Raw genomic sequence first — 26,031 nt, forward strand, 5'->3', positions numbered from 1 at the left:
ACCATGAATTGAGGGAGCTCATGGAGGAACTGTCCGCCGCGGAACCGGACATGGTGGACACGGGAGGCGCAGTGGTCGCGGAGGACACCGTGATCGCCACCCGCGCGCTCACCAAGCGCTACCGCGGCGGACAGCTCGCCGTCGACGGCCTGGACCTGACCGTCCCGGCAGGCAGCGTCTTCGGCTTCCTCGGGCCGAACGGCTCGGGCAAGACCACCACCATCCGCATGCTGATGGGCCTGATCGAGCCGACCTCGGGCACGGCACGAGTGCTGGGGCGGCCCATGCCCCGGGCCGCGCGCGCCGTGCTCCCGCATGTCGGCGCCCTCATCGGGGGACCCGCGCTGTACGGCTTCCTCTCCGGGCGCGACAACCTCATCCGGTACGACGCCGCCGACCCGACCGCCGACCCGCGCACCCGGCGTACGCGCGTCGCGGCCGCCCTCGACCGGGTCGGGCTCACCGCAGCCGCCGCCAAGAAGGCGAAGGCGTACTCGCTCGGTATGAAGCAGCGGCTCGGGCTCGCGGCCGCGCTGCTCCAGCCCCGCCGGCTGCTCGTTCTGGACGAGCCGACCAACGGCCTGGATCCGCAGGGCATGCGTGAAATCCGCTCCCTGGTCAGGGAGTTGGCCTCCGACGGCGCGACCGTCTTCCTCTCCTCGCACCTCCTCGACGAGATCGAGCAGGTGTGCACGCACGCGGCCGTGATGGCGCAGGGGCGGCTCATCACTCAGGGTGCGGTGGGCGATCTGGCGGCGGGTGCGCGGGGCAGGCTGGTCGTGACCACCCCGGACCCCGGGGACGCGGCGCGTGTACTCAAGGAACAGGGCGTCACGGATCTCGTCGTGACCGAGACGGGCGTGACCGCCGAGCCCCCGGACCGCGAACTCGCCGAGCTGAACGCCGCGTTGGTCGTGGCGGGCGTTCGGGTCCGCGGCTTCGGGGTCGAACGGGCTTCGCTGGAGGACGCGTTCGTGGCGCTGACGGGGGAGGGGTTCGATGTCGCGGGCTGAGGCGGCGCCGGGGGCTGAGACGGTGCCGGCCAAGAACACAGCGGTACGGAAACCGAGCCCCCTGTGGACCTTCGGACTCTTCCGCAGTGAGCTCGTCACCACCTTCCGGCGCTGGCGGACGATCGCGCTGCTCGGCGTGCTGGCGGCCGTGCCGATCCTCATCGGCATCGCGATCAAGATCGAGACGAGCGACGGTACGGCGGCGGGCGGCGGCGGCGAAGGGCCGGCGTTCATCTCGCAGATCACCAACAACGGCCTGTTCCTGGTGTTCACGGCGCTGGCCGCGACGCTCCCCTTCTTCCTGCCGATGGCGATCGGTGTCATCGCGGGCGACGCGATCGCGGGCGAGGCCAACGCGGGAACGCTCCGCTATCTCCTGGTCGCCCCCGCGGGCCGTACCCGCCTGCTCCTCACCAAGTACGCGACCACGATGACGTTCTGTCTGGTCGCGACCCTGGTCGTGGCGGCGTCCGCGCTCATCGTGGGCGCGCTGCTGTTCCCGCTGGGCGAGCTGACCACGATCTCCGGGACCCGGATCAGCTTCACCGAGGGCCTCGGGCGGGCCCTGCTCATCGCGCTGGTGGTCGCCGCCTCACTGGTCGGCGTCGCGGCGCTCGGCCTGTTCATCTCCACCCTGACCAACAGCGGCATCGCGGCGATGGCGACGACGGTCGGCCTCCTCATCACCATCCAGATCCTCGACCAGATCCCCCAGCTCCACGCGCTCCAGCCGTACTTCTTCTCCCACTACTGGCTGTCCTTCGCCGACCTCATGCGCGACCCGGTGTACTGGGACGACCTGGTCCGCAACCTCGGGCTTCAGGCGCTGTACGCCGCCGTGTTCGGGTCGGCGGCGTGGGCGCGGTTCACCGCGAAGGACATCACGGCGTAGGACTCACCGGGCGGCGGTCTCGTGCGGGAAGCGGGCGAGCGGCGGGTCCTGTGCGAAGAAGGTCTTCGCGCGCGCCAGTGCCTCCGTGTCGTTCAGTACGTCGCCCCGCGCGCTGCCGTTGCCGAGCAGCACCCCGCCGAAGCGCATCTTCAGGTACGCGGCGGAGTTGTTGAGCGTGCCGATCAGCGGCTCGGCGACCTCCGGTTCCTTGTCCGCGAGGGCGGTGACACCCCAGAGCGTGCGACCGGCCAGGGTCGCCTTGAAGTCGACTCCGGGGGTGCGCAGCCAGCCCGACCAGTAGTCCAGGTAGCGCTTGGTGAGGCCGGAGACCGAGTACCAGTACAGCGGCGAGGCGATCACGATGTCGGTGGCCGCGAGCGTGGCGTCGAGCAGCAGTGCCGGGTTGCTCCCGTCGGGGGAGCGCACGTGGTCACTGTCGCGCCGCAGGTCCACGAAGTCGGGCAGCGGATGCTCGGCGAGGCTCAGCCAGCGCTGCTCGACATCCGCGGGCAGCTGCTCGGCGGCCTTGCGGGCCAGTATCTCGGTGTTGCCGTCGGAACGGCTGCTGCCGAGCACGAACAGGAAGCGGCGGTTCATGGGTCCCCCTTGGAGCGCGTGAGCGCGCGTGAGTGCGCGGCGAACGGTGACTACATGCATGGACAATATATGCGCACGCATTTAATTGTCCAGAGTGCTGCCACGATCACGGCGCGGAGCGGTGCGGGCGTCAGGCCTCGAGCAGGGCCGCCCAGGCTCTCAGGTCCAGCAGGAGAGCCATGACACCGACCAGTGTCGCGCTGCTGACGATCTCCCGGCGGGCGATCATCCCGGGGATGTCGGCCAGCGGGATCCACTCGAGGCGGTCCGACTCATTGCGCTCGGTCGGCTCGCCGACCCGGGTCGCCCGGTCCGCGCGGAAGACGAAGTGCTGGGAGTCGGTTATCCCGCCGGCCGGCTGCGCGTAGATCAACTCCCGCAGCGAGTCCGGGCGCCAGCCGGTCTCCTCCTCCAGCTCGCGCGCCGCCGCGTCCTCGGGGCGCTCCCCCTCCTCGACCAGGCCCATGGGCAGCTCCCATCCCCAGGTGTCCGTGACGAAGCGGTGGCGCCACATCATCAGTACGCGCCGCTGTCCGTCCACCGCCGCGGTGACGGCGACGTCCCGCAGCCTGACGACGTGGTAGTCGCCGCGGGTGCCGTCGGGCCGTTCGACATCGAGGGAACGCAGGCGGACCCAGGGGGTGTCGTGCAGGGTGCGCTCGCCGTGGACGGTCCATCGCATCAGAAGGGGTCCTGTTCTTTCGTCCGGTTGAGCTCGTCCAGCTGCGCGACCCGGAGGAGCAGCGGCTCGGCACCGTGCCGGGCCACGAGCTGGAGACCGACCGGGCAGCCGTCGGGGCCGAGGCCCGCGGGAATGCTCGTCGCGGGGTGGCCGCTCAGGTTGAACGCCCAGGTCAGGGCGGTGGAGTAACGGTCGCCCGGTCCCTCGTGGCCGTGCGGCGGGTTGGGCGTGGTCGGGGTCAGCAGCAGGGGAGTCTCGGCGAAGAGCCCGGCGAGCAGGTGGTCGTTCGCCTCCCGGAGCGGCTGAGCCACGGCCGCGTCGGCACCCGGCGTCCGCAGCGCCAGCCAGGCGGGGCCGGGGTCGTCCAGGCACACGTCCCGGGACACCAGCCGTAGGATGCCCGCCTCGACGAGCCGCTCCACCGCGCCGTGAGCGACTGCGGCGATGTCCGCATCGGTGTCGGCGAAGCCGAGGTCGGGGGACCAGACGGCCGGGATGGGGGACTGGGTCGGGTGGTGGTGCGGGGGCCGGCCCGGGTGCGGATTCCGGCTCTGGTCCCACTCCTGGTTCGAGCCAGGATGCCGGCCGGGGGCCGGGGCATGGCTCGGGCGTACGTCTGAGCTCGGGGCCGGGCCGTGGCTCGGGCGCGGGTCCCGGTTCGGACCCGGGCGATGGCACTGGTCCGAGTCCGGGCTCGGGGTGCGGTTCCGGGGCGGGTCCGAGACCGGGCTCGGATCCGCCGCCGTACCCGTACCCGGGCTCGGACAGCGGCTCGCGCCGCCCCAGTCCGGACCCCGGTCCGCGCCCTGGTCCGATGGCTGGTCCGGCCTCTGGTCCGGTGCCTCGTCCGGCCTCCGCGGTGTGCTGCCGGACACGACCCGCCAGTACGCGGCCGCGTCCGACGCGTTGCGCGTGAGAACGCCGGCCGCCGTGAGGCCCGTACGGTCGGTGGAGGGAAGTCGGCCGTTCGTGGTCTTGAGGCCGAAGACGCCGCACCACGCGGCGGGGATCCGTACGGAACCCGCGCCGTCGCTGCCGGTGGCCATCGGCACCAGTCCCGCGGCGACGGCTGCCGCGGACCCCGCCGAGGAGCCGCCCGGGGTCCGGTCGGCGCGCCAGGGATTGACGGTCCGTCCGTGCGCCCCGAGCCCCCATGTCTGCCAGGCCGTACCCGGGCCGGGCACCGACGTGGCCCCCACGGGCACGCACCCGGCGGCGACCAGCGCGCCCGCCGTACGCAGCCCGCGACGCCCCTTCACGCCGATCGGAACCCCCGCGAGCGGCAGCCACTCGCCCGCGGCGACCCGCGCGTCCACCTCGCCCGCTCGCCGCAGCGCCTCCTCGCCCCACACCTCGGCGAACGCGGAGAGGGCCGGCTCCACCCGCTCGATCCGCGCCAGCGAGGCAGCGAGCACGTCCACGGCGCCGACCGTGCGCGCGCGGACGGCGGCGGCGATGTCCTCGGCCGACAGGGACGGATAGCCGTCCGGCGACAGATCCGGTTCCATGGGCGCTCGCAGACTCCTTCGGCGTGACTCGTACGGGGTTGGCTCGTGCGCGGTGACTCGTGCGCGGTGACTCGTACGCGGCTCAGCGGGCGGGACCCCCGCCGGGACCCGGTGGCTTCGGCTGCTGGGGGAGCTGCGGGCGGAGCGGTGCCGACGGGCCGGCGGCGGGAGGTCGTCCCGGCACGCTTCCGGCACCGGAAGTATTGCCACCGACCCCGCGGAGCTTCGCGGCCTGCGCCACGGGATTACCCGGAGCCGCGGCCGACTGCGGACCCGCTGATGTGGCCGGACCCGCTGATGTGGCCGGACCTGCTGAGGCGGCCGGGCTCGCTGACGTGGCCGGGCCCGCTGATGTGGCCGGACCCGCTGGCGCGGCCGGGCCCGCTGATGTGGCCGGACCCGTTGACGTGGCCGGACCTGCGGACGCGCCCGGACCTGCGGACGCGCCCGGACCTGCCGACGCGCTCGGACCCGCCGAGGCCGTCGCAGCCGCGGAGGCCGTCGACGCCACCGAAGCCGCAGGTGCCGTCGGCGCCGCCGGTGTGGTGGACGGCCCCTGGGCCATCTGTTCCTTCGTCAGATATGGCCGCGGCTCGACCTTCCAGGACGGAGCCGCCGGGTCGACCTCCTTGCAGACCACCCGTTCCATCAGGGTCGCCATCTCCACCGGGCCGATGCCGCCGGGCACCGGGGTGAGGTGCTGCGGGATGTCGTACGCCGCGCGCTGGACGTCTCCGCGCACGCTCCCGTCCGCCTGCGGTACGAAACCGGAGTCGACGACGAGCCGGTGGTGCGGCCGCAGGTGCTCGGGGCCGAGGATGCCCGGGTTGCCGGTGACGGAGACGACGATGTCGGCGTCCCGCACCCGCTTCAGGTCGTCACCGGCGTCGAGTTCCATCAGCCGGTGTCCCCGCTCCCGCAGGGTGTTCACCACTCCCTGTCCCACGAAGCCCTTGCTGCCCACGACGGCGATCGTCGGGTCGTCCTGCGCGAAGGGCTCCACCACACGGCAGATGCCCTCGGCCGTCGCACACGCGGTGTACTGCGAACGCCCCTTGAGCAGGGCGTCGATGTCCTTGGCCGGGTCCATCCGCTCGACGAGCGGGCGCAGCTGGGCCGGTGGCGGGAACTGGACGATGATCGCCCGGGTCGCGGGATCCCGGTTGGCGCGGTCGAGGACCTCGGCGAACTGCGCACGCGTGGTCCCCGGCGGCATCACGACGTGGTCCGCCTTGAAGCCCAGGTGCTCGAAGCTCTTCACCTTCTGCTCGGCGGAGACCTTGGAGGCCTCGAGACGCACACGCCAGTCCGGCGGATCGGTGGCGGCGGGCTCGAACCGGATGATGGCCACCCGCTGTCCCTTGGGCTCCACCGCGTCCCGGTAGGGCTGGTATAGCTCCTTGGCCTGCCGCAGGACGTCCCGTCCCGACACATGCTCGGTCATCGTTGCCTCACCCGCCGTGCTGCTGGATCCGCGCGAGCACCTGGGCGACGGGTTCGAGCTTGCGGCCGAGCAGCTCCTCCACCTCGCCCGCCGCCAGCGGCCGGTCGCCGCTCAGGTCGTCGTGGTGTCCGGCGGGTCCGGCGGTCACGGTGATCCGGGTGAAGGTCTCGGGGCCTGTCGGATCGTGGTACGAGAACTCCCCGAAGTGCGCGATCCAGTCGACCTGTTCGAGCTGTGCGCCGAAGCTCAGACGCAGCGTCGGCAGCACGGCGTTCGCCACGGAACCGAAGTCGTCCGTGATCCCGCGGTCGTCGGGGTTGCTCGCCAGCTCGGACACGACGGCCACCGCCCGGTGGCCGTCGGGGGAACGGACCGCGCGCACCAGGGTGTGCGCCCGGCCGGCCCGGTGGTGGCGCCAGTCGACGACGTCCTCGAAGTAGTCGACGTGCGGGTGAGACGGGTGCGGGTGGTTCATACGTGCTTCTCCTCGGGATTCCAGGGCAGTTGGCGCTGTCGCGGAAGCGTGCGCTGTCGCGGAAGCGGAAACTAGCGGCTTCGCGATGCCGCTCCGCCACTCGACGCGGGACGTGGCGTCCGGGGCGGGGCCGGCGGGGTCGGCGAGGACGGCAGGGCCGTGCCGCGCACACCCCCGCCGGCCTGCGACGACACTCGGGGTCCGCTGCGGGAGGCCGCCGCCGCGGTGAGCCCGCCGGGCGTTGCCGCGGCTGCCGAGGCGGCGGAAGCCGCGGCGAGCGGGGGCGCCGTCTGCGTGTGTTCGTCCCCCGTTCTGGCCTGCGCGGTCTTCGTTTGGGTCTGCGCGGTCTGAGCGGTCGCCGTCTGGGTCTGCGCGGCCGGCAGATGGGTCTGTGCGCGCTCGACCGTACGGGCCAGCAGCGGCTTCAGGTCCTCCGGGACGCGGGTGGCGAGTGACTCGACGCGCGCGTTGAACCGGGTCTGTTCCTGCTCCGTCCAGGGGCGGGCCCGCTCGCGCTCGATCACCTCGCGCGTCGGCACCGCAAGGCGCCAACCGCCGTCCGGCGTGGACTCGTTGCTGTGCACGATCTCGCCGCCCCTGAGGCCGACGTGGACGGCGTCCGTGGACTGATTGCGATCGATGGCGTCCGCGGTCTCCAGGACGCGCTGATAGGCGGTGTCGTGCCACTCGGGCCCCACCCAGCGGCCGTACCCCTGGTCGTCCCGCATGGCCTGATAGCGGTCGACGATGCCGAGCTGACTGCGGGCGTCGTCGACCGCGACGAACACGGTCTCCACCCGGTACCCGGCGTCCCGGAAGTCCTTGAAGCGCTCCTGAGCCCATTCCGGACCGGCGAGCGGAGAGCTGATGACCACATCGGCCCGCTGCTCGCGGACGTGCTCGACGGCCATGTTCCACCAGCGCGGGTCACTGCACACGGCCGCCGCCGTCCGGTCGTTCGCGCGGGCGTGCTCCGCATACCGGGGATGGAAGAGAAGCAGGTCGTCGCCGTCGATCCGGACCGCGTCCCGCAGACCCTTCGACTCGACGAGCTGTGCCTCCAGCGTGCTCTTCCCGGCGCCGGGCTGACCTCCGATGAACACGGCGACCGGCTGTTCCTTGGCGGGTCCCGACATGAGGGGTTTGATGGAACGCTCGAATATCTCCTCGACCTGGTTCTGTGGAAGGACGTCCCTTTGCGGCGGAGTGTTCGTCACTCCTCGCCCTCCTGGGCCTTCCGCAGGATTTCCGGATACTCGGAGATGACGCGGCTGATCTCCTCGTGGTCCCGGACGGAAAGGTTTTGCATCTCCGTCCAGTAAGCCCGCTGTTCCCGCGTGAGTCGCTGAATGGTCGGCGGATCGGTTTCCCGGTGAATACGTGCGCTGTAGTGGGCCACGATCGAGCCGATCAAGTCCCGTGCGCGCACGAAGTCCTGGGATTCCCGCTCGGTGAATTTCTCGGCGGGTCCCAGGCGTGCGATCCCGCTGGTCCGCTTTTCGTCCGTCATGTCTTCGGGGCCTCGTTTCCGTCCGATGCCGACCGGGTAATCTTCCGCGCGTCGGTTCAGCGTAGGGCAGGTGATTCACCTGCGGTGAGGGGTGGGAAATGAAGAGGGAGAGGGCGCTCGCCGTGTACTCGGCGGGTCCGTACTCGGCAGAACCCGTCTGGGACAAGAGCTCCTACAGCGGCAACCACGACGCCACCTGTGTGGAGATGGCCCGCATCGCCGTCAAGGTCGGACTGCGGGACTCCAAGAACCGGCAGGGCCCGGTGCTGTTCTTCTCGCCGCGGGCCTGGGGCGGATTCCTCGCCGGTGTGAAGTCGGAGCGGGCTGCCGGCTGAGGCCGGACGGGTCCCGCTCACCACGGGCTCGTCTCGTAGGGATCGGGGCCCGGCCGCCCCGACGCGTCGGCACCCTCGTACGCCTCGACCGTCGGCGCCGCCTTCGCGCGGTGGCTGCCCGCCTTGCAGCCCGCGAACGGGCCGGTGGGGGAGCGGAGTTCGGTGAGCACGGGTCCGAGGTGGTCGCGGTGCCAGACGGCGGGCCCGGACGCGCCCATGGCCGGGTCGGTGTGCTCCTGCCAGGCCAGCCACAGCCCGTGCAGCCGGGCGACCGCCTCCAGGTGCTCCCACCAGCGCGGGCACCACGGCTGCTGCGAGGTGACCTCACGGCCGTACACCGGAAGCAGCAGGTCGGCCACCCAGACGGCGAGTTGGCGCATCTCCTCGGCGTACTCCGCGCCGTCGAGGTAGAGGATGAACGGCGGGGCGGCGGGCCCCTCCTGGACCTGCTCTGCGGTGATGATCGTCATCGTTTGATGATCCCTTCGGCGGCTCGGGCGGTGATGGCCTTGACCTCGGCCTGCGCCGCGGTCGCGATACGGTCGGCGCCGGGTTCGGCGTACCAGGGGCGCAGCCTGACCAACGCCGGCTTGATGCCGGTGGCCAGGAGCAGCGCGGTGCCCTTGGGCAGGGCGCGGATGCGGTCGGCGGGCAGGATGCGCTCCAGGCGGTACGAGGTCGAACGGGACCGCCCGTCCTTGCTCTTGGACCAGCTGACCGTGGACACGTCGTGCTCGCCGACCAGCCGGGAGATCTTCTCCACGAAGTCCGCGTCGTCCAGGCCCGCGCCGAGCAGCTTGACGGTGGCGGCTCCCCAGAGCGCGTCCATGCCGGCCTCGCCCCACACCCGGACGCCCTGCCGGTAACTCTGCAGCAGCGTCACGATGTTGATGCCGCGTGAGCCGAAGTGCGAGTACAGGTCGGGGAGATCGGAGATGCGGCAGACGTTGGCGGCCTCGTCGAGGACGGCCGTCATGGGCGGATCGAGGCGTCCGCCCATCCGCTCCGCGGCCACGACTCCCGCACGCAGCACGGAGTCCGCGGCCGCCGCGATGACACCGGCCGCCGAGCCGCCGCCGTCCTTGGAGAGCAGGTACAGCGTGTCCGTGGACAGGACGTGCCGCTCCGGGAGGAACTGCGGCAGCTCCGGGTCGGGCGTCACCCATGCGGCGATGCTCGGGTCCAGCAGACAGGCCACGCACTGGCGGGCCGTCTCGTAGATGCCGTCCCGGGTCTCCACGGCGCCCTGCGTGGTGCCCTGCAGCTGGTCGGCGAGGGCCGCCATTCCGGCATCCCGCAGCAGGTCGACGGGGGTGCGGTCGGCCGGGTCGGCCAGCCAGGCGAGCACCTCGCCGATCTGCCGCTCGCCGCGATGGGCCGCGTGGAAGAGGGCGGTGAGGGTGTTCTGCGCGGCCGAGATCCAGAAGTCGCGCTTGGACGCGTCGTCGTTGACGGCTCCGACGAAGTGCCCTGCCAGCCGGCGGGCGCCCTCGATGGTGGCGGCGTCGGCGAGCATGTCCCACCACAGGGTGCGGGGGGTGTGGGCGATGCCCTGGGGGTCGAACGTCCACACCCGGCCGATGCGTTCGCGCTCCGCTCGGGTCACGCTGTAGACGTCCGCCTTGTTCGACGTCAGCAGCACGCTGCCGCGGGCCCGCAGGACGCGCGGCACCGCGATGCTCGTGGACTTGCCGGCCCTGGGGGCCATCAGGTCCAGCTCCACGTCCTCGTAACTGGAGCGGAGCTCCGGGCCGCCCGGTTCCAGGTTGCCGAGCAGGTTCCCGGTGTCGTCCGGGGTGATCCTGCCCAACTTGGCCAGCGAGGGACGGAGTTGACGTGCGCGCTGGGCGGCGCCCTTGGGGAGGAGGCCCGCGAGCTCCTTACGGCCCGCGAGTCCGCCGGGCTTGGCGGTCCGTCGTCGTACGAGGGTGATGAGTACGACGACAAGGGCCACGACTGCGCCGAAGACCGTGGCCATGCCTGCTGCGACCGCGGTCGTCGACGCCTTCGGCCATACCGTGGCCGGGCCGTCCTTGACCAGCGTGGACAGGGTCGACAGCCCGAACGGGGGCGGGTCCCAGCCTGCTCCGCCGGCCGCTGCCCCGAGGGTGCCGCCCAGCCAGGCGCCGAAGAAGAGCGTCCCGATGAGGAGGGCGGCGCCCGGCACGATCCAGGGCAGGAGATCCTCCCCGCTGCTGTGACTCCTACGTGTGCTGCTCATCTGTGGTTTCCCCCGAGGTGACGCCGGACGGGCTGAGTGGTGCGCCCCGCCAGGGGCGCGGGGAACGGCGCGACCGGCCCCCACCCACCCGCGGTCGAAGAACCACCCGGGGGGTCCGGGGGGCGCAGCCCTCCGGGTACGGGACGGGCAGGGGCGGAGAGGGCGAGAAAAGGCCGTCCAGGGCCGGCGCTCACAGCCCCGCCCCCTTGGAAAGGCTCGGCTTCCCCGCCTCCGACCAGCGCGTGTTCGTGTTGTGCAACGCCCGCTCGGTATCCGTGATGGACACCTTGATCGGGATCCCGGGACGCCCGCCCACCTTGATCAGGAAGCGGCCGCGCCCCGGCGGCTCCTCGTTCCCGCCCGTGCTCGCCCACCCGGGCGGCGACGACCAGGACGACACGAGCTCGATCTCCCGCTCGGACATGCCGACGATCTCGCCGAGTTCCTTCATCTCGGTACGGGGAAGCCCGGCGCAGACGACCATCCCGGCCCGCTCCACGAACCCGCGCGCCTTCGCGCGGTCGGACTCGCTGCCCAACGCCTCCGCGTCCTTCAGCGTGTGCGTGATCTTCGCGTCGCCCAGTCCCAGCGACCGGTTCAGCCGGGTCAGCGCGTCGATCCGCTCGACGATGCCGGAGGCTGCCCGCAGCGGTCGCCACAGCTCGTCCAGGACCGTGAAGAACCACCGCTGGGGGGCCAGCCCCGCGTCCGCGAGCGCATGGGCGGCAGCCACCGTGCCCAGTCCGTCCGACCACGCGGCGAGCATCGCGGCCGCGGTCAGCTGGGTATCCGCCTCGCCGATACGCGAGATGTCCACGCAGACCGCCGGCGAGGCCGGGTTGATCCGCGTCGACGTCTCGGACGCGAACGTGTCGCCGAGCGGTCCGTCCAGCACACCCAGGAGCGATCGGTGGAGAGGGTCCACGGCCTCCTGGTAGCGAGCGACGTTCCCGCGGTCCAGCGTCACCGCCCGGACCCGGTCCGGACCCTCGTCCAGCACCTTCAGCAGATCCGGCAGCAACGGCGCCCGCCCCGGCTTCGTACGCTCCGCGAGATGGTGGAGGCAGGCGGACAGCACGGACTGTTCGTGGTCGTCCATCGGGCGGCCGCGCACGATCGTGATCAGCGCGGCGACCATGTTCAGGACCCGGCCGTGCGCCTCCGCCGCGAGGATGCGGCCCCGCTCGCCCCCGATCCGTACCGCTGCCTCGCCCATCGCGCCCGGGTCGAGGACGTTGATGCCCCCGACGCCCCGCCCGATCGAGATCACCTGGCCGCCCAACGCCCGTACGGTGTCGGCGTAGTCGGGCTTCAGGTCGCCGAGGACCAGCGGGGTGATGCCCGTGGCGGACATGCCGATCAGCATGCGGTTGACCAGCGTCGACTTGCCCAGGCCCGGCATGCCCAGCATGAACAGGGACGGGTTGGAGATGTAACGGGCGCGGGTGAACCAGGAGATGGGATCGCCGCAGACGGTCGCGCCGGTGTGCAGATGCTGGCCGAGCGGGACCCCGGTCATGGGCGCGCCGGAGCCCGCCGCGAAAGGCCACAGCCCGCACGCCTGAACCGTGGTCGCGCGCCACATCGAGGGCGGGTCCACGTGCCCGACCTGGCCGCCGCCGGGCCCGTACCAGCCGCGCGGCGGGGCAGTGGGCATGGGTTTCACGGCACTCACAGCGCCTCCCTGATCTGGTACGGAACGAGCGTGTGCTCCCACGGCAGCAGGCCGACCGGCAGCGTGCAGGTGAAGGCCGAGGCCTGCATGCGGTCCGCGGGGCGCATCAGGACGCGGGATGACGCCTGGAGATTGCGTACGGCGATGCCCGCGTCCTGCAACTGCTCCTGGTCGTCGACGGTGACGGTCACCATCAGCGAGAACTCCACGAGCCCGGCGCCCGCCGCCTCCTCGGCCGCGGTCTGCTCGGCGGCCTGCATCTCCGAACTCGCCCGCGCCTGGACGAGACCGCGCCGCGAGCCCGCCATGAAGTGGGCCGAGCGCCGGTCGGACTCGACGATGCGGGCGGAGGTCGCCGGGTCGATGGGCCGGTAGATGAGCGAGACCCGCTTGCGCCGGGTGCCCGGCGCGGGTTCGAGGAGGCCGCGCAGCACGCTCGACCTGACCGTGCCGCGCGGCGCCAGCGTCAGCATCCAGGTGCGCGAGACCCCCGAGTCGTGCTGGTACGACGTGGCGGTCTCGACGGCGGCCGCCGGGCCCGCGTCGTTCCACTCCAGGCCGGTGGTGGCGTGTTCGGCGCGGGCACTGAGCACGTCGGGCGCGATGGCGGGGTCGTACGCGACTCGTACGATCTCGGCGAGCCGCTGGGCGGCGAGGGGGTAGGCGCTGCCGCCGCCCGCGGCGACCAGGCCCGAGAGCAGCCCGGGCAGGCGCATCGACAGGTCGGTGATGATGTCGTCGACGTCGCGCTTGGGGCCGCCCGTCGGGCCGTACGTCAACGCGATGTACGTGTGCATCTCGGAGGACGCCGACGGATAGCGCTCGACGACCTCCTCCATCACGGCGCGGGCCGCGGCCGGAGCGTCCGGCGAGATGCGGGGGAGTACCTCGGCCGCGAGGCGCGTGCCCGTGTCCGGGGCGGTTTCCACGACCACCTGGGCGCCGCGCAGGCCCGGCTCGTGCGAGAGCCGCGCGAGCCAGTCGCCCCAGGACGCCACCCAGATGTCGACCTGCTGCGGGTCGACCAGCGAACCACCGTCCGGCTCGCAGGCCAGGACCACCGTGTACAGGCCGCGGCCCGGGTGGTGCAGCACACCGAACGAGCGGTTGTAGGCGTCGCGGCCCTCGTACATCTTGGTGCGCGCGAGCAGGCCGGGTGGCTGGAAGCGGCCGCCGGGGCGCTTGGACAGCGGCCCGGAGACATAGGTGTGCGAGCCGTTCGCCTTGCGCTTCATCCAGCCGATCCGGACCGCGAGGACCTGGTAGACGTTGCGCCCGTCCACCGTGCGCAGGGCCAGCGGGGCGAGGAACAGCCCGACCGGCACCAGCACCGCGATCGCCGCCATCAGCGAGACCAGCGACGCAAGCAGCGCCACCAGCAGACCGCCGAAGGCGACGACGGTGCCGAGCAGACCCAGCGGACCGAGTCCGGGACGGCGGGGCCTGCGCCAATTCCCGTACGTGGGACGCGTCATGGCGTCGGTGGACATGGAATTCCTTCTTCCGGCTCGGCTCAAAGTGCTTGGGGTGTAGAGGAGTTGGGGCGGCACCTGTCGGGCAGTTGCCGCCCCGACCCCGGGCACGGTCCTGTCGGCCTACTGGTTGTGGCCCTTCATGCCGTCGTTGTCGTCAAGAGAGTTGGCGACTTCCGTGGCGGCCGCGACGCCCGTCTGTACGGCGACCGCGGCGGCCTGGACCGCGAGGGCCGCGCCACCCGTGGCCGCACCCGCGGCGGCGGCACCGCCTCCGGCGGCCGCCCCGCCCGCGCCACCCGCGCCTCCGGCCGGAGCGCCGGCGCCCGCGGACGGCGAGCCCTTCGGGCCGGCCGCGCCGCCTCCGCCGCCCCCTCCGGCACCGCCCGCGGCGATGCTGACGGCGCCGGTGGCGATGTTGTTGGCCGCGTTCAGGGCGACCGTGCCGCCGGAGGTGCCGCCGAGTGCCGCCGTCGCCGGAACGATCAGCTTGAGCAGCGCCGGCAGCGCGAACACCGCCATGATCAGCATGCCGAGACCCGCGATGGTCTGGTCGAGGTTCTTGGTGTCCTGGGTCATCGACGTGGCCGAATAGATGATGAGGGCGGCCGCCGGTTTGTAGAGCAGCCAGGCCGCGAGCCAGCCGATGTGCTTCTTCCACCAGCCCTCGCCCCACCCGGTCATCGAGGAGGCGGCGGCCAGCGGCAACGTGCCGACGAGCATGATCATGACGCCGATGCGGATGTACATCAGACAGATCTGCACGAAGCTCGACAGCATCACCAGCAGACCGAAGATGAGCACCAGGCCCGGCTGGTTGAGCGTCAGTACGCCGAGCATCGTCGATGCGGTGTCGCCGAGGTCGGACTTCTCGTACACATGCTGGGCGTACAGGTCCGAGGCCTTGGTGAGCGCCTGGACCACCGGCACGGCGACCGCGCCGACGAGGATGACCTTCCACATCCCCAGGAACGCCTGCTTCATCGGCTGGCCCTTGCGGTCGAGGGCCATTCTGATCGCGGCGACCAGCAGCGAGGCCACGGCCACATAGGCGACGATCCAGTCGACCTCCTTGTCGATGAGGCCGATGGGTTTCGAGGGATCGTCCACGTCGACGTTCATCCAGACGCCGTTGAGCGCCTTGAGCACCTCCGACGCGGCGTCGCCGATCGCCTTGGCGAAGACCACGACGGCACCTTGGGTGAACTGGGTACCGACCTCGTCGATCACACAGTCGTAAATCCGCCAGGAACAAGCCATGTCACGCCCCCCAGGTGACGAAGCCCGAGGTGCCGCTGACCTGCGACATGCCCGAGTAGACGGTGCCGTCGGCGTCGGGCGCGAGCTTCCAGTCGCCGTCCTGCCAGCGCATGGTCACCGATGCGGTGCCATAGGCGTCCTTGCCGGCGATCCGGACCACGACCATCAACGTCGTCTTCTCCTTGTCGTACGACAGGACCGTGAAGCCGGCGTAGCCGCCCGCGTCGGGCGTGCCCGAGGTGGGCTTGTCGCCCTCCGCGGTACGGCTCCTGACCAGCGCGTCGCGGCCCGCACCGGGGACGACCTGCTGGTCGACGACCTTGCGCCAGCCCTGGTAGCTCAGGTGGTCGGTGATGGAGTGGGCGGCCATGACCGCGCCCATCGGCGTGTGCGCGAAGCAGGACCAGACCGGTCCGTCGTACTTGAGCGGGCCCACCGTCTTCGAGACGGGCACCAGGCCGGTGCCGTTGGCCTTCCAGGTGAAGTCCTTCGGAGCCACCGTCGGCTTGGCCTGGTCGCTGTCGTCGGTGCGGCAGCCGGCGGGCCGTGCGTCCGAACCGCCGCTGCCGCCGCCCGAGTCCGAGTCCGCGGACGAGGCCGGCTGCGGGTCCGGGGCACCCGAGGCGTTCGCCGACTTTCCGTCGCCGCCGCTCAGCATCGTGAAGCCGGCGAGCACGAGCAGAACCAGCAGGAACCCGGCCGACAGGATCCAGCCTCGCTGCTGCCAGAACGGCTGCTCCCACTCCCCGCTGCCCCCTTGGGACCGGCCGGAGTTCAGCATGGTTTGCGCTCCCTTCGCATCGGGTTCTGATCAGGTGTGGATCAGGTCAGGCGAAGACGAAGGTGACGACGGGGCCCGCGGTGGCCACCAGGACGCAGCCGCCGAGGACCATGCCGAGGCGGCCCATGTGCTCCGAGCCCTCGCCGCGGCGCATCGAGATCGCCATCATGGCGCCGGTGATGAGCACACCCGCGACGCCCGCCGCGGTACCGGCCCAGGCGAGGATGCCGAGGACGGTGTCGACCTTGCCGGTCAGCTCCCCCGGCGCGTCGCTCTTGGGGTTGGGGACCTTGCCGTCCGCCAGGTAGATGTGGGCCTTGGCTGCTATCGCCTTGAACATGGCTTCTCCCCGATGTGGTCGGCTGCCGGCCGACAACGTGCTTGATGTGAGCGGTGCTTGAAGACACTTGAAGGTGCTTGAAGGTGCTCTTGCGGGTGCTTGAGGGCGGTGTGACGCCCGCGTTCCCGGTTGCACAGTGAGCTTGGCGACTCCTGTGAGGTCCGGCCAAGCGATGTAGTGATCCAGCACCTGTCAGTGACGTGTCCGTGACAGACGGGAAGAGATCGTCATCAAGTACCAGGTGGGCAGCCCCGTAAAAGAAGTGAGGCACCATCAGGTCTGATGGCGCCTCGGGTGAGCAGAGCTCGACGGTGGGGTGTTTCAGAGAAGGAAGCCGACGATCGGACCCGCCGTCGCACCGATGACACACGCCCCCATGACCATCAGGAACTGACTCAAGTGCTCTTCTCCGTCACCGAACTTGACGGCGATCGCCATGCGGGAGCCCACGATCATCAGTCCCGCGACGCCGGCCGCGGTGACCAGCCAGGCGATGATGTTCAGGACGTAGTTCAGCTGTGTGGCGACACCGGCCGGAGGGCCGTCCCCCGCGGCCAGCGTGGCGGTCATCGTGTGCAGGGTGCTCATGGGGTCGTCCTCCCGGTCAGTCGGGCCAGTGGTGCGATCTCGCGCGGCAGCGGTCCCATGAGGTCGCCGGTGCGCCACGCGGGCACCCAGGGCACCCGGTAGACGTCGATGACCGAGCTGATCACCTTGATGCGCTGGGTGAGTTGGCGAGGCAGTCGCCCGGGCGCGTCGGCGACCAGGACGATGGCGTCGAGGTCGAGTCCCGGGGGTGCGTCGCCCCGCCGGAAGATGTCGAGGGTGTGCGAGACGGCGTCCAGACCGGCCGCGTGCGTACGCCCCACGAGGAGGATGGAACCCGGCTCGTCCTGCTCCGGCCGGGGCCAGTTGCGGCCCGCGTCGTGACCGCCGAAGACGGCCGCGAGCGTGGAGGCACCGGCACCGCCGTGGGTCGCGACCCAGGCGAACCGTCGTGTACTCACGGGGAGTTGACGGGGTTCAGGTCCCTCTTCCTGCTGCCGGTGCGGCTCCGGTTCGCCGACCGGCCCGCGGATCCATATCTCGGGCCCGTCCGGCCCGCGCCGCTCGTTCCCGTGCATCGCCACCCCCTGCATCGCCACTCTCCTCCGTCGTCGCCCACCGATCTTCACGGCGCCCGAACAGGTTAGGTAACGGGGCGTGAGTTCCTGGGACGAGCCTGTGACGCCGTGGTGACGCATGGAGCGGGTGGGAGCCGAGAGACTCAACTGCATGTACACGACCGGATCTTGAGGCTGAGGGGAGCCGATGTCCAACGGGGGTGGATCCACCATGACTTGGGTGGTCGGCGGCTGTCTTGCCGCAGTGATCATGCCGGTGGTCATGATGGTCGCGGTGAGCGGATCGCCGAGCGAGGCGGATACGGGGTCGGGCGCGGGCGGCGGACTGAAGGACGGCACGGTGCCACAGCAGTACGTTCCCTGGGTCCTCAAGGCGGGTGCCCTCTGCGACGTCATCAAGCCCGCGGTCATCGCCGCGCAGATCGAGGCCGAGTCGGGCTGGAATCCCAACGCCCGATCGCCGGTCGGTGCCGAGGGGTTGTCGCAGTTCATGCCCGGCACCTGGACGACCTGGGGCCGGGACGACGACGGCAACGGCCGCGCATCCCCGTACGATCCCGGCGACGCGATCATGGCCCAGGGCCGCTACGACTGCGCCCTCGCCAAGCAGGTCGAGGGCTACAAGAACCGCGGCGAGGCGCAGGGCGAGACACTCGACCTCGCGCTCGCCGCGTACAACGCGGGACCGGGCGCGGTGCAGCAGTACGGCGGCATGCCCCCGTACACCGAGACCCGGAACTACGTGGCCCGCATCAAGTCGCTGATATCCAAGTACGAGTCGATCGACGACCCGCCGGGCAAGATCCCGGACGGACAGCAGATGGCGATGCCGCTCCCCGGCGACCCGCCCGTCACCTCCCCGTACGGCATGCGCATGCACCCGATCCTGCACGTCTACAAGCTGCACACCGGCATCGACTTCGGCGCCGCGGCCGGTACGCCGTTCAAGGCGGCCCGGGACGGCACGGTCACCTTCGCCGGCTGGTCCAACGGGTACGGAAACCGTGTGGTGATCTCCCACGGAACCATCAATGGTGACCAGATTTCGACGACCTACAACCACATGTCCGCCATCGACGTCAGTGTCGGACAGAAGGTGAAGGTCGGCCAGCAGGTGGGCGCGGTGGGCTCCACCGGTTACTCGACCGGACCACACGCGCACTTCGAGGTCATGCAGAACGGCAAGTACGTGGATCCGGCACCCTGGCTGGGGCGGAAGTGAGGAGGGAGGCGAGGATGAGGACGCGTACGCATACGGGTATGAGGACGGGTACGACGACGATGCCGGGAATGATCGCCGTGGTGGTCGTGTCCGTCACGGGGCTGTTGGCGTTGACGGGCTGTGGTTTGCAGGATCACCGTGACTCGGTGGGCGTGCCCGGCTCGTCGCCCTCCGCGGTCCCGTCGGTGGCGCCCAAGGCGCCACTGCCGTCGGGCAGGCCGCTGGGCGCGGATGCGCGGGTGCCGAGCCCGTCGGGCGTCGACGGGACGGACGCGACAGAGGTATCGGAGGCGTGGGCGGAGGTGGCGTACGGCTATGACACGAAATACGACTCCGGTCCGCACGATGCCGTGCTGCGCTCGGCCCGCTGGTTCACGGCGAAGAAGGCCGCCGCCGAGCGGTCGTACCGGCCCGCGAGCGGGGCGGGCAACGACTGGAACACCTGGGCCGGCCACAAGGCGTGGACCACGGTGGACGTGACCGCGGACGACGATGGCGACGGCCCCGTCGACACAGCCGTTCTGGCCTACCGCGCCCTCTTCGTCGAGGGCACGGCTCACGGCCGCGACGGCTGGACGGGCACGGGGCCGCGCGCGAACGTCTATCTCAAGCTGACGCGCGCGGGTCGGGGACAGCCGTGGCACGTCGACGAGGTGACCGCGGTGGAGGCCGCGGTTCCCCCGTCCCCCTCTTCTTCGTCCCGGTCTCCTTCGTCCGCGTCTTCTTCGTCCTCGTCTCTCTCTTCCTCGTCCACCCCTTCGTGAGGGAACCGATGTCTCGACTCAGCCGCGAACAGAAGCGGGAACTCAAGCGGCAGCGCGCGGCCGGTGCCGTGCCCGGGGGGCAACCGGCCGCCGGGGTGACACCGATCGAGGTGCGGGTGCCGGCGTCCACGGGTGGTGCCACGGGTGGTGACACCGGTGGAGCCACGGTCGGCGGCATGCCGGTCTTCGCCGCGCCCGGCGAGACCGTCCAGGCCGCCGTCCTGAACTACCTCCACCGCCTCGCGCTCGCCACCGGCCACCCCGTCCTCGCCACCATCCACGACGAACGCATCGGGTACGTCGTACCGCTCCAGGTGTCCGTGGACGGCTCCAGCCGGTATGCCGGGGAGCCGGTGCGGGCGGGGGCCGGGACATCGGCGGTGCCGGGGGCTTGGGCGGCGGGGAATGCGACGGAGCCGCAGCCCGGAGGCCAGATCCAGCAGCCGCGTCCGCATCCGCATCCGCAGGAGCAGCCGGGGGTGGGCGAGGGTCGCGATTCCGGGGTCGCGCAGGCACCGCGACAGCAGCCGCGCGAGCCTGAGATCCGGCAGTCGCCGCGGCCACCGGCTCCGCCGACCGCACCGGTTCCGCCGACTGCACCGGTTCCGCCGACTGCACCGGTTCCGCCGACTGCACCGGTTCCGCCGACTGCACCGGTTCCGCCTGCCCCCGTCGTCGCTGGGGCATCCGGTGACCGGGTGCCCGAGGGGCCGACGGCCGGAGCGTCGGCAGCGCCCGAAACGCCGCCGGTTCCGCGCCGCGACAAGGCGACCTATGTGCTGCGAGCGGTACCGGAACCGACACCCGAGCCTGAGCGCGCGCCCGCGCCCGCGCCGGTGTCTGCCGTCGAACCTGTGCGAGCGCCCGCGCCTGCGGCCGTCGCGGAGCCTGAGCGCGCGCACGCGCCCGTGCCGGTGCCTGCCGCGGAGCCGGAGCATGGCCTCGCACCGGTACAGAGCCCGGAGCCCGCGCCCGCACCCCCGAGCCGGGAGCCCGTGCCCGCGCGTGTCGTAGAGCCGGAGTTCGCGCCCGCACCCCTCCCGAGCCGGGAGCCCGTGCCCGCGCGTGTCGCGGAGCCGGAGCTTGCGCCCAGGCCCGCGCCTGCGCCCACGTTCCCGCGTGCACCTGAGCCCGCGCCGAAGGCCGAGGCGGTTCCGGTGCCGGCACCGGAGTCGGTGAGGCCTGTGGCGTCCGCCGATCCGGCGCCCTTTCCGACGGCCGCCGTGCCGTCCTCCCCCCCGGCACCCGTTGCGGCGAGTGCCGTCCGGCCCCCGGCGCCACTGCCCGTGGGTGAGCCCGTGGCGCCCGCCCCGGCTCCCGCGTCGGCGACTCCCGCCGCACACACCGCCCCCGCACCTGAACCGGCACATGCCCCGGCGCCCGCCGACCCGGCACCTGACCCCGTACACGCCTCGGCACCGGCCGACCCGGCCCCCGAACCCGTACGCCCGTCGGCGCCTCCCGCCGCGGCCCCCGAACCGCCGCGGCCCCCGGCTCCCCCCGTCGCCCCCGAGCCCGGCACCCCCACCCCGTCGACCTTCGTGCTGCGGGCGGTGCCCGAGCCCAAGCCGCTGCCGGGGAGTGCGGCGACGCATGTGCTGCGGGCGGTGCCGGAGTCGGCGGCCGGGGTGGTGACGGCTCCGACGGGGGAGTTCGGGCCGGCTCCGGTGGCCGAAGGCGCTCCCGTGCGGAAGGCGGCTCCGGGGATGGAGGCCCTGTCCGTGCTGGAGCCCGAGCCGGAGCCGAAGCCCGCTCCGGTGCGGGGCTTCGACGCTGTCGCCGAGGCGGTGCTGGCGCCGGCCTCGGCCCAGGAGAGCGACGGCGCCGCGGTGTTCCTCGTGGAACCGGTGGCGCGGATCAACGAGGCCGTGAAGATGGGCCGGATCGAGGCGGCCGCGGGGATGGCGGAGCGAGCCGTCGCGGAGGCGGCCCAGTCGCTGGGCGAGGAGCACCCGGAGGTGCTGAAGCTGCGCGAACTGACCGCGTACATCGCCTACTTGGCCGGTGACGCGCTCAGATCGTTCCACCTGTCGCTCGACCTCGCCCGGGTCCGCCGGCGCCACCGCGACCCGCGCGCCGCGTACGGCAACGTACAGAGCGCGGCGGCGGCCTGGCGTGCCGTCCGCGACCCCCTGCAGGGGCTGCACCTCGGACGCGATCTGATCGGCGTGTGGACCGAGCTCACGGCCGACGGCGGCCCCGCCGCCGACGACATCGAGCAGCTCGAATCGGCGCGCACCCGCATGGGCCGCCTCGCCGAACGCGCTCGCGTCCTGGCCGACAACCCCTACACCCAGAGCCCGCGAGCCCATGGTCAGTGACGACCGAAGGGATCGAAGGACGGGAGCACAGAGGCCGGACCAGCCTGTCGTCGGTGGCGGCGGTGGCGGTCCGGCAGGGCCACGGCGAAGCGGCGGCGACCGCGACCGGGCCGATGCCGCCCGCCGTCGCTCAGCGCGTCCGCACGAACGGCACGCACGCGCACCGCGCCCGCGCGTCGAGGTCTACGTCAACGAGCTGACCGGCACGATGAGTTGGCGCACCCTTCCCGCTCCCGGCGGAACCGCCGAGCGCGGCGCCCCGCGTGCCCGTGGCGCCTCCCGGGGCGCCGCGCCCATCCCGACGCACCCGGCCGCCGTACGCGCCGCGGTGAGCGTCCAGGTCGAGACGCTCACCCCGGACCAGTTGCGGCATCACCTGGCCCAGGTCGGCGCCCTGCGCTCCCATGTCGCGGCCGACGTCGCCCTCGGCGCGCGCGTGCCGACGGCCGTCGCGGCCCGTATGCGCTCGGGGTCCGCACCGGTCGCCGCACACGCCCTCACCGTGGAACGCTCCTCCACGGCAAGGGAGTTGGCCCGACGAACGCCAGGGCAACCTACGAGGACAACTCCCTCGCCGCACACGCCGACGCGTCCGCCTGCCGGTCCGGCGCCGCGCCGCTGAACGGGCTGCCGCCGGGAAGCCGGCGCTCTCGAAGGGGTATGTCCGGAGCTAGGGCCCGTCGTTTGGATCAGGCCGGGCTCGCGGGGCTTGGCACGCACATCTGCGGCGTTGTCGTCACCCGCCGACTCCCCCACGCTCGGCTTCGCTCGCGCGGGGGCCCCATCGCGTCGACTCCCTCCTCCGCCTTGCGGCTGCACGCGCCAAGCCCCGCTCCCTGATCCGGCCTGATCCTCGACGTGCCGGTCGGCATCGCTTCCAAACCACAGGCGCTAGTGGACGCAGAACTCGTTCCCCTCCGGATCCGCCATCAGCACCCACTCGCCCGCCGGCTCCTTCACCCGCCGGAGCACGCTCGCCCCCAGCCCCTCCAACCGCTCGACCTCGTCCGCGCGGCGCCCCTCACCGGGGTGCAGATCGAGATGGAGCCGGTTCTTGACGGTCTTCGGCTCCGGTACGCGCTGGAAGAGAAGCCGTCGGCCGAGGCCGGTGCCCCGCTCCTCGTCGTACGGGTCGTCCGGGTGCCGTACGGCGATCAGGTCCCGGAAGGCCGGGCGGCCGTGGAACCCGACGGTGGCCTCGGCCGGCAGGGCGCCGAGGCCCAGCAGTCGTTCCACGAAAGCGCTGTTGTCCTCGACCTCGTAACCGAGCGCGGCGGCCCAGAAGTCGGCCTGGGCATGCGGGTCGGCCGCATCGATGACGAGCTTCCAGTGCAGGGGAGTGGGCGTCATGGTCACCACTTATAACGCCCCGCCCCGTCCGCTGTATGCCGACCGGGCTTTCTCGCCCCCTCTACGGCTTGGCGTCCACGGGGCCGGGTCCGGCCGCCACGCTGTCCGCGTTCCGCGCGGCGCTGACCGTGCCCGTGGTGATGGTCGTCCTGGGAACCCTGGTCTCGGCCCTGAGTGCGCGGGCCGCACGGCGCGCGGTGCGCAGCGCGTCGAAGGTGAGCAGCGACAGCGCCAGCCAGACCAGCGCGAACCCGGCCCAGCGCTCGGGCGGCATGGCCTCGTGGAAGTAGAAGATGCCGAGCAGGAACTGGAAGACGGGGGCGAGGTACTGCAGGAGCCCGAGGGTGGAGAGCGGGACGCGAATGGCGGCGGCCCCGAAGCAGACGAGGGGGATGGCGGTCACGAGCCCCGTCGCCGCGAGCAGTGCCGCGTGCCCCGCGCCCTGCGTACCGAAGGTCGCGTCCCCCTTCGTCCCCAGCCACAGCAGATAGGCCAGCGCGGGCAGGAACTGGATCGCGGTCTCGGCGGCGAGCGACTCGATACCGCCGAGGTTGACCTTCTTCTTCACCAGCCCGTACGTGGCGAAGGAGAAGGCGAGACACAGGGAGATCCACGGCGGACGGCCGTATCCGATCGTGAGGACGAGAACCGCGGCGAAGCCGACGCCGACCGCCGCCCACTGCACCGGCCGCAGCCGTTCCTTGAGGAGCAGTACGCCCATCGCGATGGTGACGAGCGGGTTGATGAAGTAGCCGAGCGAGGCCTCGACCACGTGCTCGGAGTTCACGGCCCAGATGTAGACGCCCCAGTTGACGGTGATGACCGCCGCCGCGATCGTGATCAGGCCCAGCTTGCGGGGCTGCCGCAGCAGTTCGCCCGCCCAGGCCCAGCGCCGCATCACCAGCAGCGCGGCACCGACCACGACGAGGGACCACACCATCCGGTGGGCGAGGATCTCGATCGCCCCGGCGGGCCTCAGCAACGGCCAGAAGAGGGGGACGAGCCCCCACATGCCGTACGCCGCGAAGCCGTTCAGCAGACCTATGTGCTGCTCGCCCTTCGCCTTCCCGGCCACCGGCGCCTCCCTCTCGTGTGACGGCCGCTCCGTGTGGCGGAGCAGCCTGAAAGAAGGTAGCGCCGAGCACCCCCGCCTGTCATGCCCGTATCGCCATACGGTCATGACACGCGGGGGTTCGGACGGCGACACTCAGACCGGCAGGAGGACTGCCCCCGGGGAGCCGCCGGGAGGGTCAGCCGGGTCAGCCCTTCAGCGCCGACTTGATCGACTCGGTGATCGGCGTGGTCGGGCGGCCGGTCAGGCGGGACAGGTCGCCGGTGGTGACGGCCAGCTCGCCCTTCTCGATGGACGTGTCCACACCCGCCAGGATGGCGACGAGGCCCTCGGGCACACCGGCGCCGGTCAGGATGCCGCTGTAGACCTCGACGGGGACGGCGTTGTAGACGATCTCCTTGCCGGACTGCTCGGCGATCTCGGCGGCGTACTCGGCGAAGCCGAAGGAGGTGTCGCCGCTCAGCTCGTACGTCTTGTTCTCGTGACCCTCGCCGGTCAGCACCGCCACGGCGGCAGCCGCGTAGTCGGCCCGCGCGGCGGAGGCGACCCGGCCCTCGCCGGCGGCCTGGACGACGGCGCCGTGCTCGAGGACGGGAGCGAGGTTCTCGGTGTAGTTCTCGTTGTACCAGCCGTTGCGCAGCAGGGCGTACGGCAGACCGGACGCCAGGATCGCCTCCTCGGTGGCCCGGTGGTCGTCGGCCAGGGCGGCGGTCAGGCTGCCGGGGGCGCTGGTGTAGGCGAGGAGCGCGGCACCGGCGGTCTTGGCGGCGTCGAGGACGACCTGGTGCTGGGCGACGCGACCGAGGTGGAACTCGTTGCCCGAGATGAGCAGCACCTTGTCGCCGGCGGAGATGACGCCGTCGAAGGTCTCGGGGGCGTTGTAGTCGGCGACCGCGATCCGCACGCCGCGCGCCGCGAAACCGGCGGCCTTCTCCCGGTCGCGGACGACAGCGGTGATCTGGTCCGCCGGGACCTTCTCCAGCAGCCCCTCGATGACGAAACGGCCGAGGTTTCCGGTGGCTCCGGTGACGACGATGCTCATATCTGAAACAACTCCTTGTGGGATTGGGTCTGTCACTAACCCTAGGAGGTGCACTAACTTTGCGAAAGTACCCACTTTGAAGTAAGGTACTGGCATGGCCGTAAGTAGGACAGTGACAGCAGTCGCCAAGTACGACACCGGCGAAGCGATGTGCCCGTATCGCCTGGTCCTGGAGCACGTCACCAGCCGCTGGGGTGTGCTCGTTCTGATCGAGCTCCTGGAGCGCCCGTACCGCTTCAGCGAGCTGCGCCGCGCCATCGGGCGCGTCAGCGAGAAGATGCTCACGCAGACTCTGCAGACCCTGGAGCGCGACGGTCTCGTCCACCGCGACGCCAAACCGGTCATCCCGCCGCGCGTCGACTACTCGCTCACCGACCTGGGCCGCGAGGCCGCCGGGCAGGTGAAGTCGCTCGCGATCTGGACCTCGGACCGGATGGACGACGTCGAGAAGGCCCGCCGCGCATACGACGAGGCCCGGGCGGCGAGCGCCCGGGCCTCGTGAACCACCGGTTCGGCTAGCCGACGACCGTCCAGGTGTCCCCGCCCGCCAGCAGCGCTGCGAGGTCGCCCTTGCCGTTCTGCTCGATGGCCGTGTCCAGCTGGTCGGCCATCTGGGTGTCGTAGACCGGGCGGTCCACGGAGCGGAGCACGCCGATGGGGGTGTGGTGGAGGGTGTGGGGGTCGGCGAGCCTGCTGAGTGCGAAGGCGGTGGTCGGCGACGTGGCGTGGGCGTCGTGGACCAGGATCTGCGCTTCGTTGTCGGCGGTGACGGTGACGACCTTGAGGTCGCCGGTCTGTGGGTCGCGTAGGACGCCGCGGGTGCCGTCGGTGCCGAAGCGGATGGGCTGTCCGTGTTCGAGGCGGATGACGGCTTCCTGGGACTGCTGTTTGTCCTTGAGGGCGTCGAAGGCGCCGTCGTTGAAGATGTTGC

General features: G+C 71.8%; 27 protein-coding genes and 1 pseudogene. 8 read left to right on the plus strand and 20 right to left on the minus strand.

The window, feature by feature from the left end; genetic code table 11:
- Positions 1-20 precede the first annotated feature (20 nt).
- A complete protein-coding gene (locus ACIBK0_RS24810; protein WP_399083869.1) occupies positions 21-1,013 on the plus strand; it encodes an ABC transporter ATP-binding protein in 993 nt (330 codons plus the stop codon).
- Entirely contained in the window at positions 1,000-1,905 is a 906-nt protein-coding gene (locus ACIBK0_RS24815) for an ABC transporter permease (RefSeq protein ID WP_399083872.1), read from the plus strand. The genes ACIBK0_RS24810 and ACIBK0_RS24815 overlap by 14 nt, the downstream gene beginning before the upstream one ends.
- 3 nt (positions 1,906-1,908) lie before the next feature.
- Here ACIBK0_RS24815 and ACIBK0_RS24820 read toward each other — a convergent pair whose 3' ends face one another.
- From ACIBK0_RS24820 to ACIBK0_RS24850, 7 genes are all read right to left on the minus strand, one after another.
- A complete protein-coding gene (locus ACIBK0_RS24820) occupies positions 1,909-2,502 on the minus strand; it encodes a flavodoxin family protein (RefSeq protein ID WP_399083875.1) in 594 nt (197 codons plus the stop codon).
- A gap of 130 nt (positions 2,503-2,632) precedes the next feature.
- Entirely contained in the window at positions 2,633-3,184 is a 552-nt protein-coding gene (locus ACIBK0_RS24825) for an NUDIX hydrolase (RefSeq protein WP_399083877.1), read from the minus strand.
- Positions 3,184-4,692, minus strand: coding sequence for an amidase family protein (locus ACIBK0_RS24830; RefSeq protein ID WP_399083880.1), 1,509 nt, complete (start codon positions 4,690-4,692; stop codon positions 3,184-3,186). The genes ACIBK0_RS24825 and ACIBK0_RS24830 overlap by 1 nt, the downstream gene beginning before the upstream one ends.
- Positions 4,693-4,774: 82 nt before the next feature.
- Positions 4,775-6,136, minus strand: coding sequence for a tetrahydrofolate dehydrogenase/cyclohydrolase catalytic domain-containing protein (locus tag ACIBK0_RS24835; protein ID WP_399083883.1), 1,362 nt, complete (start codon positions 6,134-6,136; stop codon positions 4,775-4,777).
- A 7-nt stretch (positions 6,137-6,143) separates the two neighbouring features.
- Positions 6,144-6,611: a hypothetical protein gene (locus tag ACIBK0_RS24840; protein ID WP_399083887.1), complete on the minus strand. Its 468-nt coding sequence runs from the start codon at positions 6,609-6,611 to the stop codon at positions 6,144-6,146.
- Positions 6,612-6,682: 71 nt separating this feature from the next.
- Positions 6,683-7,828, minus strand: a complete 1,146-nt coding sequence (locus ACIBK0_RS24845; protein WP_399083890.1) for a zeta toxin family protein — start codon at positions 7,826-7,828, stop codon at positions 6,683-6,685.
- A complete protein-coding gene (locus ACIBK0_RS24850; protein WP_399083893.1) occupies positions 7,825-8,121 on the minus strand; it encodes a hypothetical protein in 297 nt (98 codons plus the stop codon). Before ACIBK0_RS24850 ends, ACIBK0_RS24845 begins: the two co-directional genes overlap by 4 nt.
- Before the next feature lie 98 nt (positions 8,122-8,219).
- On the opposite strand from ACIBK0_RS24850, the gene ACIBK0_RS24855 reads away from it, so the two are divergent.
- A complete protein-coding gene (locus tag ACIBK0_RS24855; protein ID WP_399083896.1) occupies positions 8,220-8,456 on the plus strand; it encodes a DUF397 domain-containing protein in 237 nt (78 codons plus the stop codon).
- Positions 8,457-8,473: 17 nt separating this feature from the next.
- On the opposite strand, the gene ACIBK0_RS24860 is transcribed toward ACIBK0_RS24855, so the two are convergent.
- The 9 genes from ACIBK0_RS24860 to ACIBK0_RS24900 form a co-directional block, all read right to left on the minus strand.
- Entirely contained in the window at positions 8,474-8,926 is a 453-nt protein-coding gene (locus ACIBK0_RS24860; RefSeq protein ID WP_399083899.1) for a DUF4913 domain-containing protein, read from the minus strand.
- A complete protein-coding gene (locus ACIBK0_RS24865; protein ID WP_399083902.1) occupies positions 8,923-10,677 on the minus strand; it encodes a type IV secretory system conjugative DNA transfer family protein in 1,755 nt (584 codons plus the stop codon). Before ACIBK0_RS24865 ends, ACIBK0_RS24860 begins: the two co-directional genes overlap by 4 nt.
- A gap of 190 nt (positions 10,678-10,867) precedes the next feature.
- Positions 10,868-12,334, minus strand: coding sequence for an ATP/GTP-binding protein (locus tag ACIBK0_RS24870; protein ID WP_399083905.1), 1,467 nt, complete (start codon positions 12,332-12,334; stop codon positions 10,868-10,870).
- 14 nt (positions 12,335-12,348) lie between these two features.
- Complete coding sequence (locus ACIBK0_RS24875; protein ID WP_399083908.1) at positions 12,349-13,842, minus strand: SCO6880 family protein; 1,494 nt, start codon at positions 13,840-13,842, stop codon at positions 12,349-12,351.
- A 105-nt stretch (positions 13,843-13,947) separates the two neighbouring features.
- Positions 13,948-15,084 carry a hypothetical protein gene (locus ACIBK0_RS24880; protein WP_399083911.1) on the minus strand — a complete coding sequence of 379 codons (1,137 nt, stop codon included), beginning with the start codon at positions 15,082-15,084 and terminating at the stop codon, positions 13,948-13,950.
- Between the two features lies 1 nt (position 15,085).
- The gene (locus ACIBK0_RS24885; RefSeq protein ID WP_399083914.1) at positions 15,086-15,865 is read right to left on the minus strand and encodes a hypothetical protein; all 780 of its coding nucleotides are present in this window, start codon (positions 15,863-15,865) and stop codon (positions 15,086-15,088) included.
- A gap of 46 nt (positions 15,866-15,911) precedes the next feature.
- A complete protein-coding gene (locus ACIBK0_RS24890) occupies positions 15,912-16,205 on the minus strand; it encodes a hypothetical protein (RefSeq protein ID WP_369248493.1) in 294 nt (97 codons plus the stop codon).
- A 321-nt stretch (positions 16,206-16,526) separates the two neighbouring features.
- Positions 16,527-16,793, minus strand: a complete 267-nt coding sequence (locus ACIBK0_RS24895; RefSeq protein WP_399083917.1) for a hypothetical protein — start codon at positions 16,791-16,793, stop codon at positions 16,527-16,529.
- Positions 16,790-17,344 (minus strand): DUF6668 family protein, encoded by a 555-nt coding sequence (locus tag ACIBK0_RS24900; protein WP_399083920.1) that lies wholly within the window; start codon positions 17,342-17,344, stop codon positions 16,790-16,792. Before ACIBK0_RS24900 ends, ACIBK0_RS24895 begins: the two co-directional genes overlap by 4 nt.
- A 196-nt stretch (positions 17,345-17,540) precedes the next feature.
- On the opposite strand from ACIBK0_RS24900, the gene ACIBK0_RS24905 reads away from it, so the two are divergent.
- From ACIBK0_RS24905 to ACIBK0_RS24920, 4 genes are all read left to right on the plus strand, one after another.
- Positions 17,541-18,551: a peptidoglycan DD-metalloendopeptidase family protein gene (locus ACIBK0_RS24905; RefSeq protein ID WP_399083922.1), complete on the plus strand. Its 1,011-nt coding sequence runs from the start codon at positions 17,541-17,543 to the stop codon at positions 18,549-18,551.
- Between the two features lie 38 nt (positions 18,552-18,589).
- Positions 18,590-19,315, plus strand: coding sequence for a hypothetical protein (locus ACIBK0_RS24910; protein ID WP_399083925.1), 726 nt, complete (start codon positions 18,590-18,592; stop codon positions 19,313-19,315).
- A gap of 8 nt (positions 19,316-19,323) precedes the next feature.
- Positions 19,324-21,636: a hypothetical protein gene (locus ACIBK0_RS24915; RefSeq protein WP_399083928.1), complete on the plus strand. Its 2,313-nt coding sequence runs from the start codon at positions 19,324-19,326 to the stop codon at positions 21,634-21,636.
- Between the two features lie 208 nt (positions 21,637-21,844).
- Positions 21,845-22,258 carry a hypothetical protein gene (locus ACIBK0_RS24920; protein WP_399083931.1) on the plus strand — a complete coding sequence of 138 codons (414 nt, stop codon included), beginning with the start codon at positions 21,845-21,847 and terminating at the stop codon, positions 22,256-22,258.
- A gap of 269 nt (positions 22,259-22,527) precedes the next feature.
- On the opposite strand, the gene ACIBK0_RS24925 is transcribed toward ACIBK0_RS24920, so the two are convergent.
- The 3 genes from ACIBK0_RS24925 to ACIBK0_RS24935 all read right to left on the minus strand — a co-directional run bounded on the left by ACIBK0_RS24925 (position 22,528) and on the right by ACIBK0_RS24935 (position 25,100).
- On the minus strand, positions 22,528-22,986 hold the full coding sequence (locus ACIBK0_RS24925) for a VOC family protein (protein WP_399083934.1): 459 nt from the start codon (positions 22,984-22,986) through the stop codon (positions 22,528-22,530).
- A gap of 61 nt (positions 22,987-23,047) precedes the next feature.
- The gene (gene rarD, locus ACIBK0_RS24930; RefSeq protein WP_399083937.1) at positions 23,048-24,061 is read right to left on the minus strand and encodes an EamA family transporter RarD; all 1,014 of its coding nucleotides are present in this window, start codon (positions 24,059-24,061) and stop codon (positions 23,048-23,050) included.
- Between the two features lie 184 nt (positions 24,062-24,245).
- Positions 24,246-25,100 (minus strand): SDR family oxidoreductase, encoded by an 855-nt coding sequence (locus ACIBK0_RS24935; protein WP_399083940.1) that lies wholly within the window; start codon positions 25,098-25,100, stop codon positions 24,246-24,248.
- A 94-nt stretch (positions 25,101-25,194) separates the two neighbouring features.
- Between ACIBK0_RS24935 and ACIBK0_RS24940 the strand changes: the two genes are divergently transcribed.
- Positions 25,195-25,602 (plus strand): winged helix-turn-helix transcriptional regulator, encoded by a 408-nt coding sequence (locus ACIBK0_RS24940; protein ID WP_399083943.1) that lies wholly within the window; start codon positions 25,195-25,197, stop codon positions 25,600-25,602.
- 13 nt (positions 25,603-25,615) lie between these two features.
- Here ACIBK0_RS24940 and ACIBK0_RS24945 read toward each other — a convergent pair.
- Positions 25,616-26,031: pseudogene (locus ACIBK0_RS24945) on the minus strand (2-oxoacid:ferredoxin oxidoreductase subunit beta); the annotation flags it as partial.

Origin of the sequence: Streptomyces sp. NPDC050564 (genome assembly GCF_044457265.1) — a bacterium.
Lineage (GTDB): Bacteria > Actinomycetota > Actinomycetes > Streptomycetales > Streptomycetaceae > Streptomyces.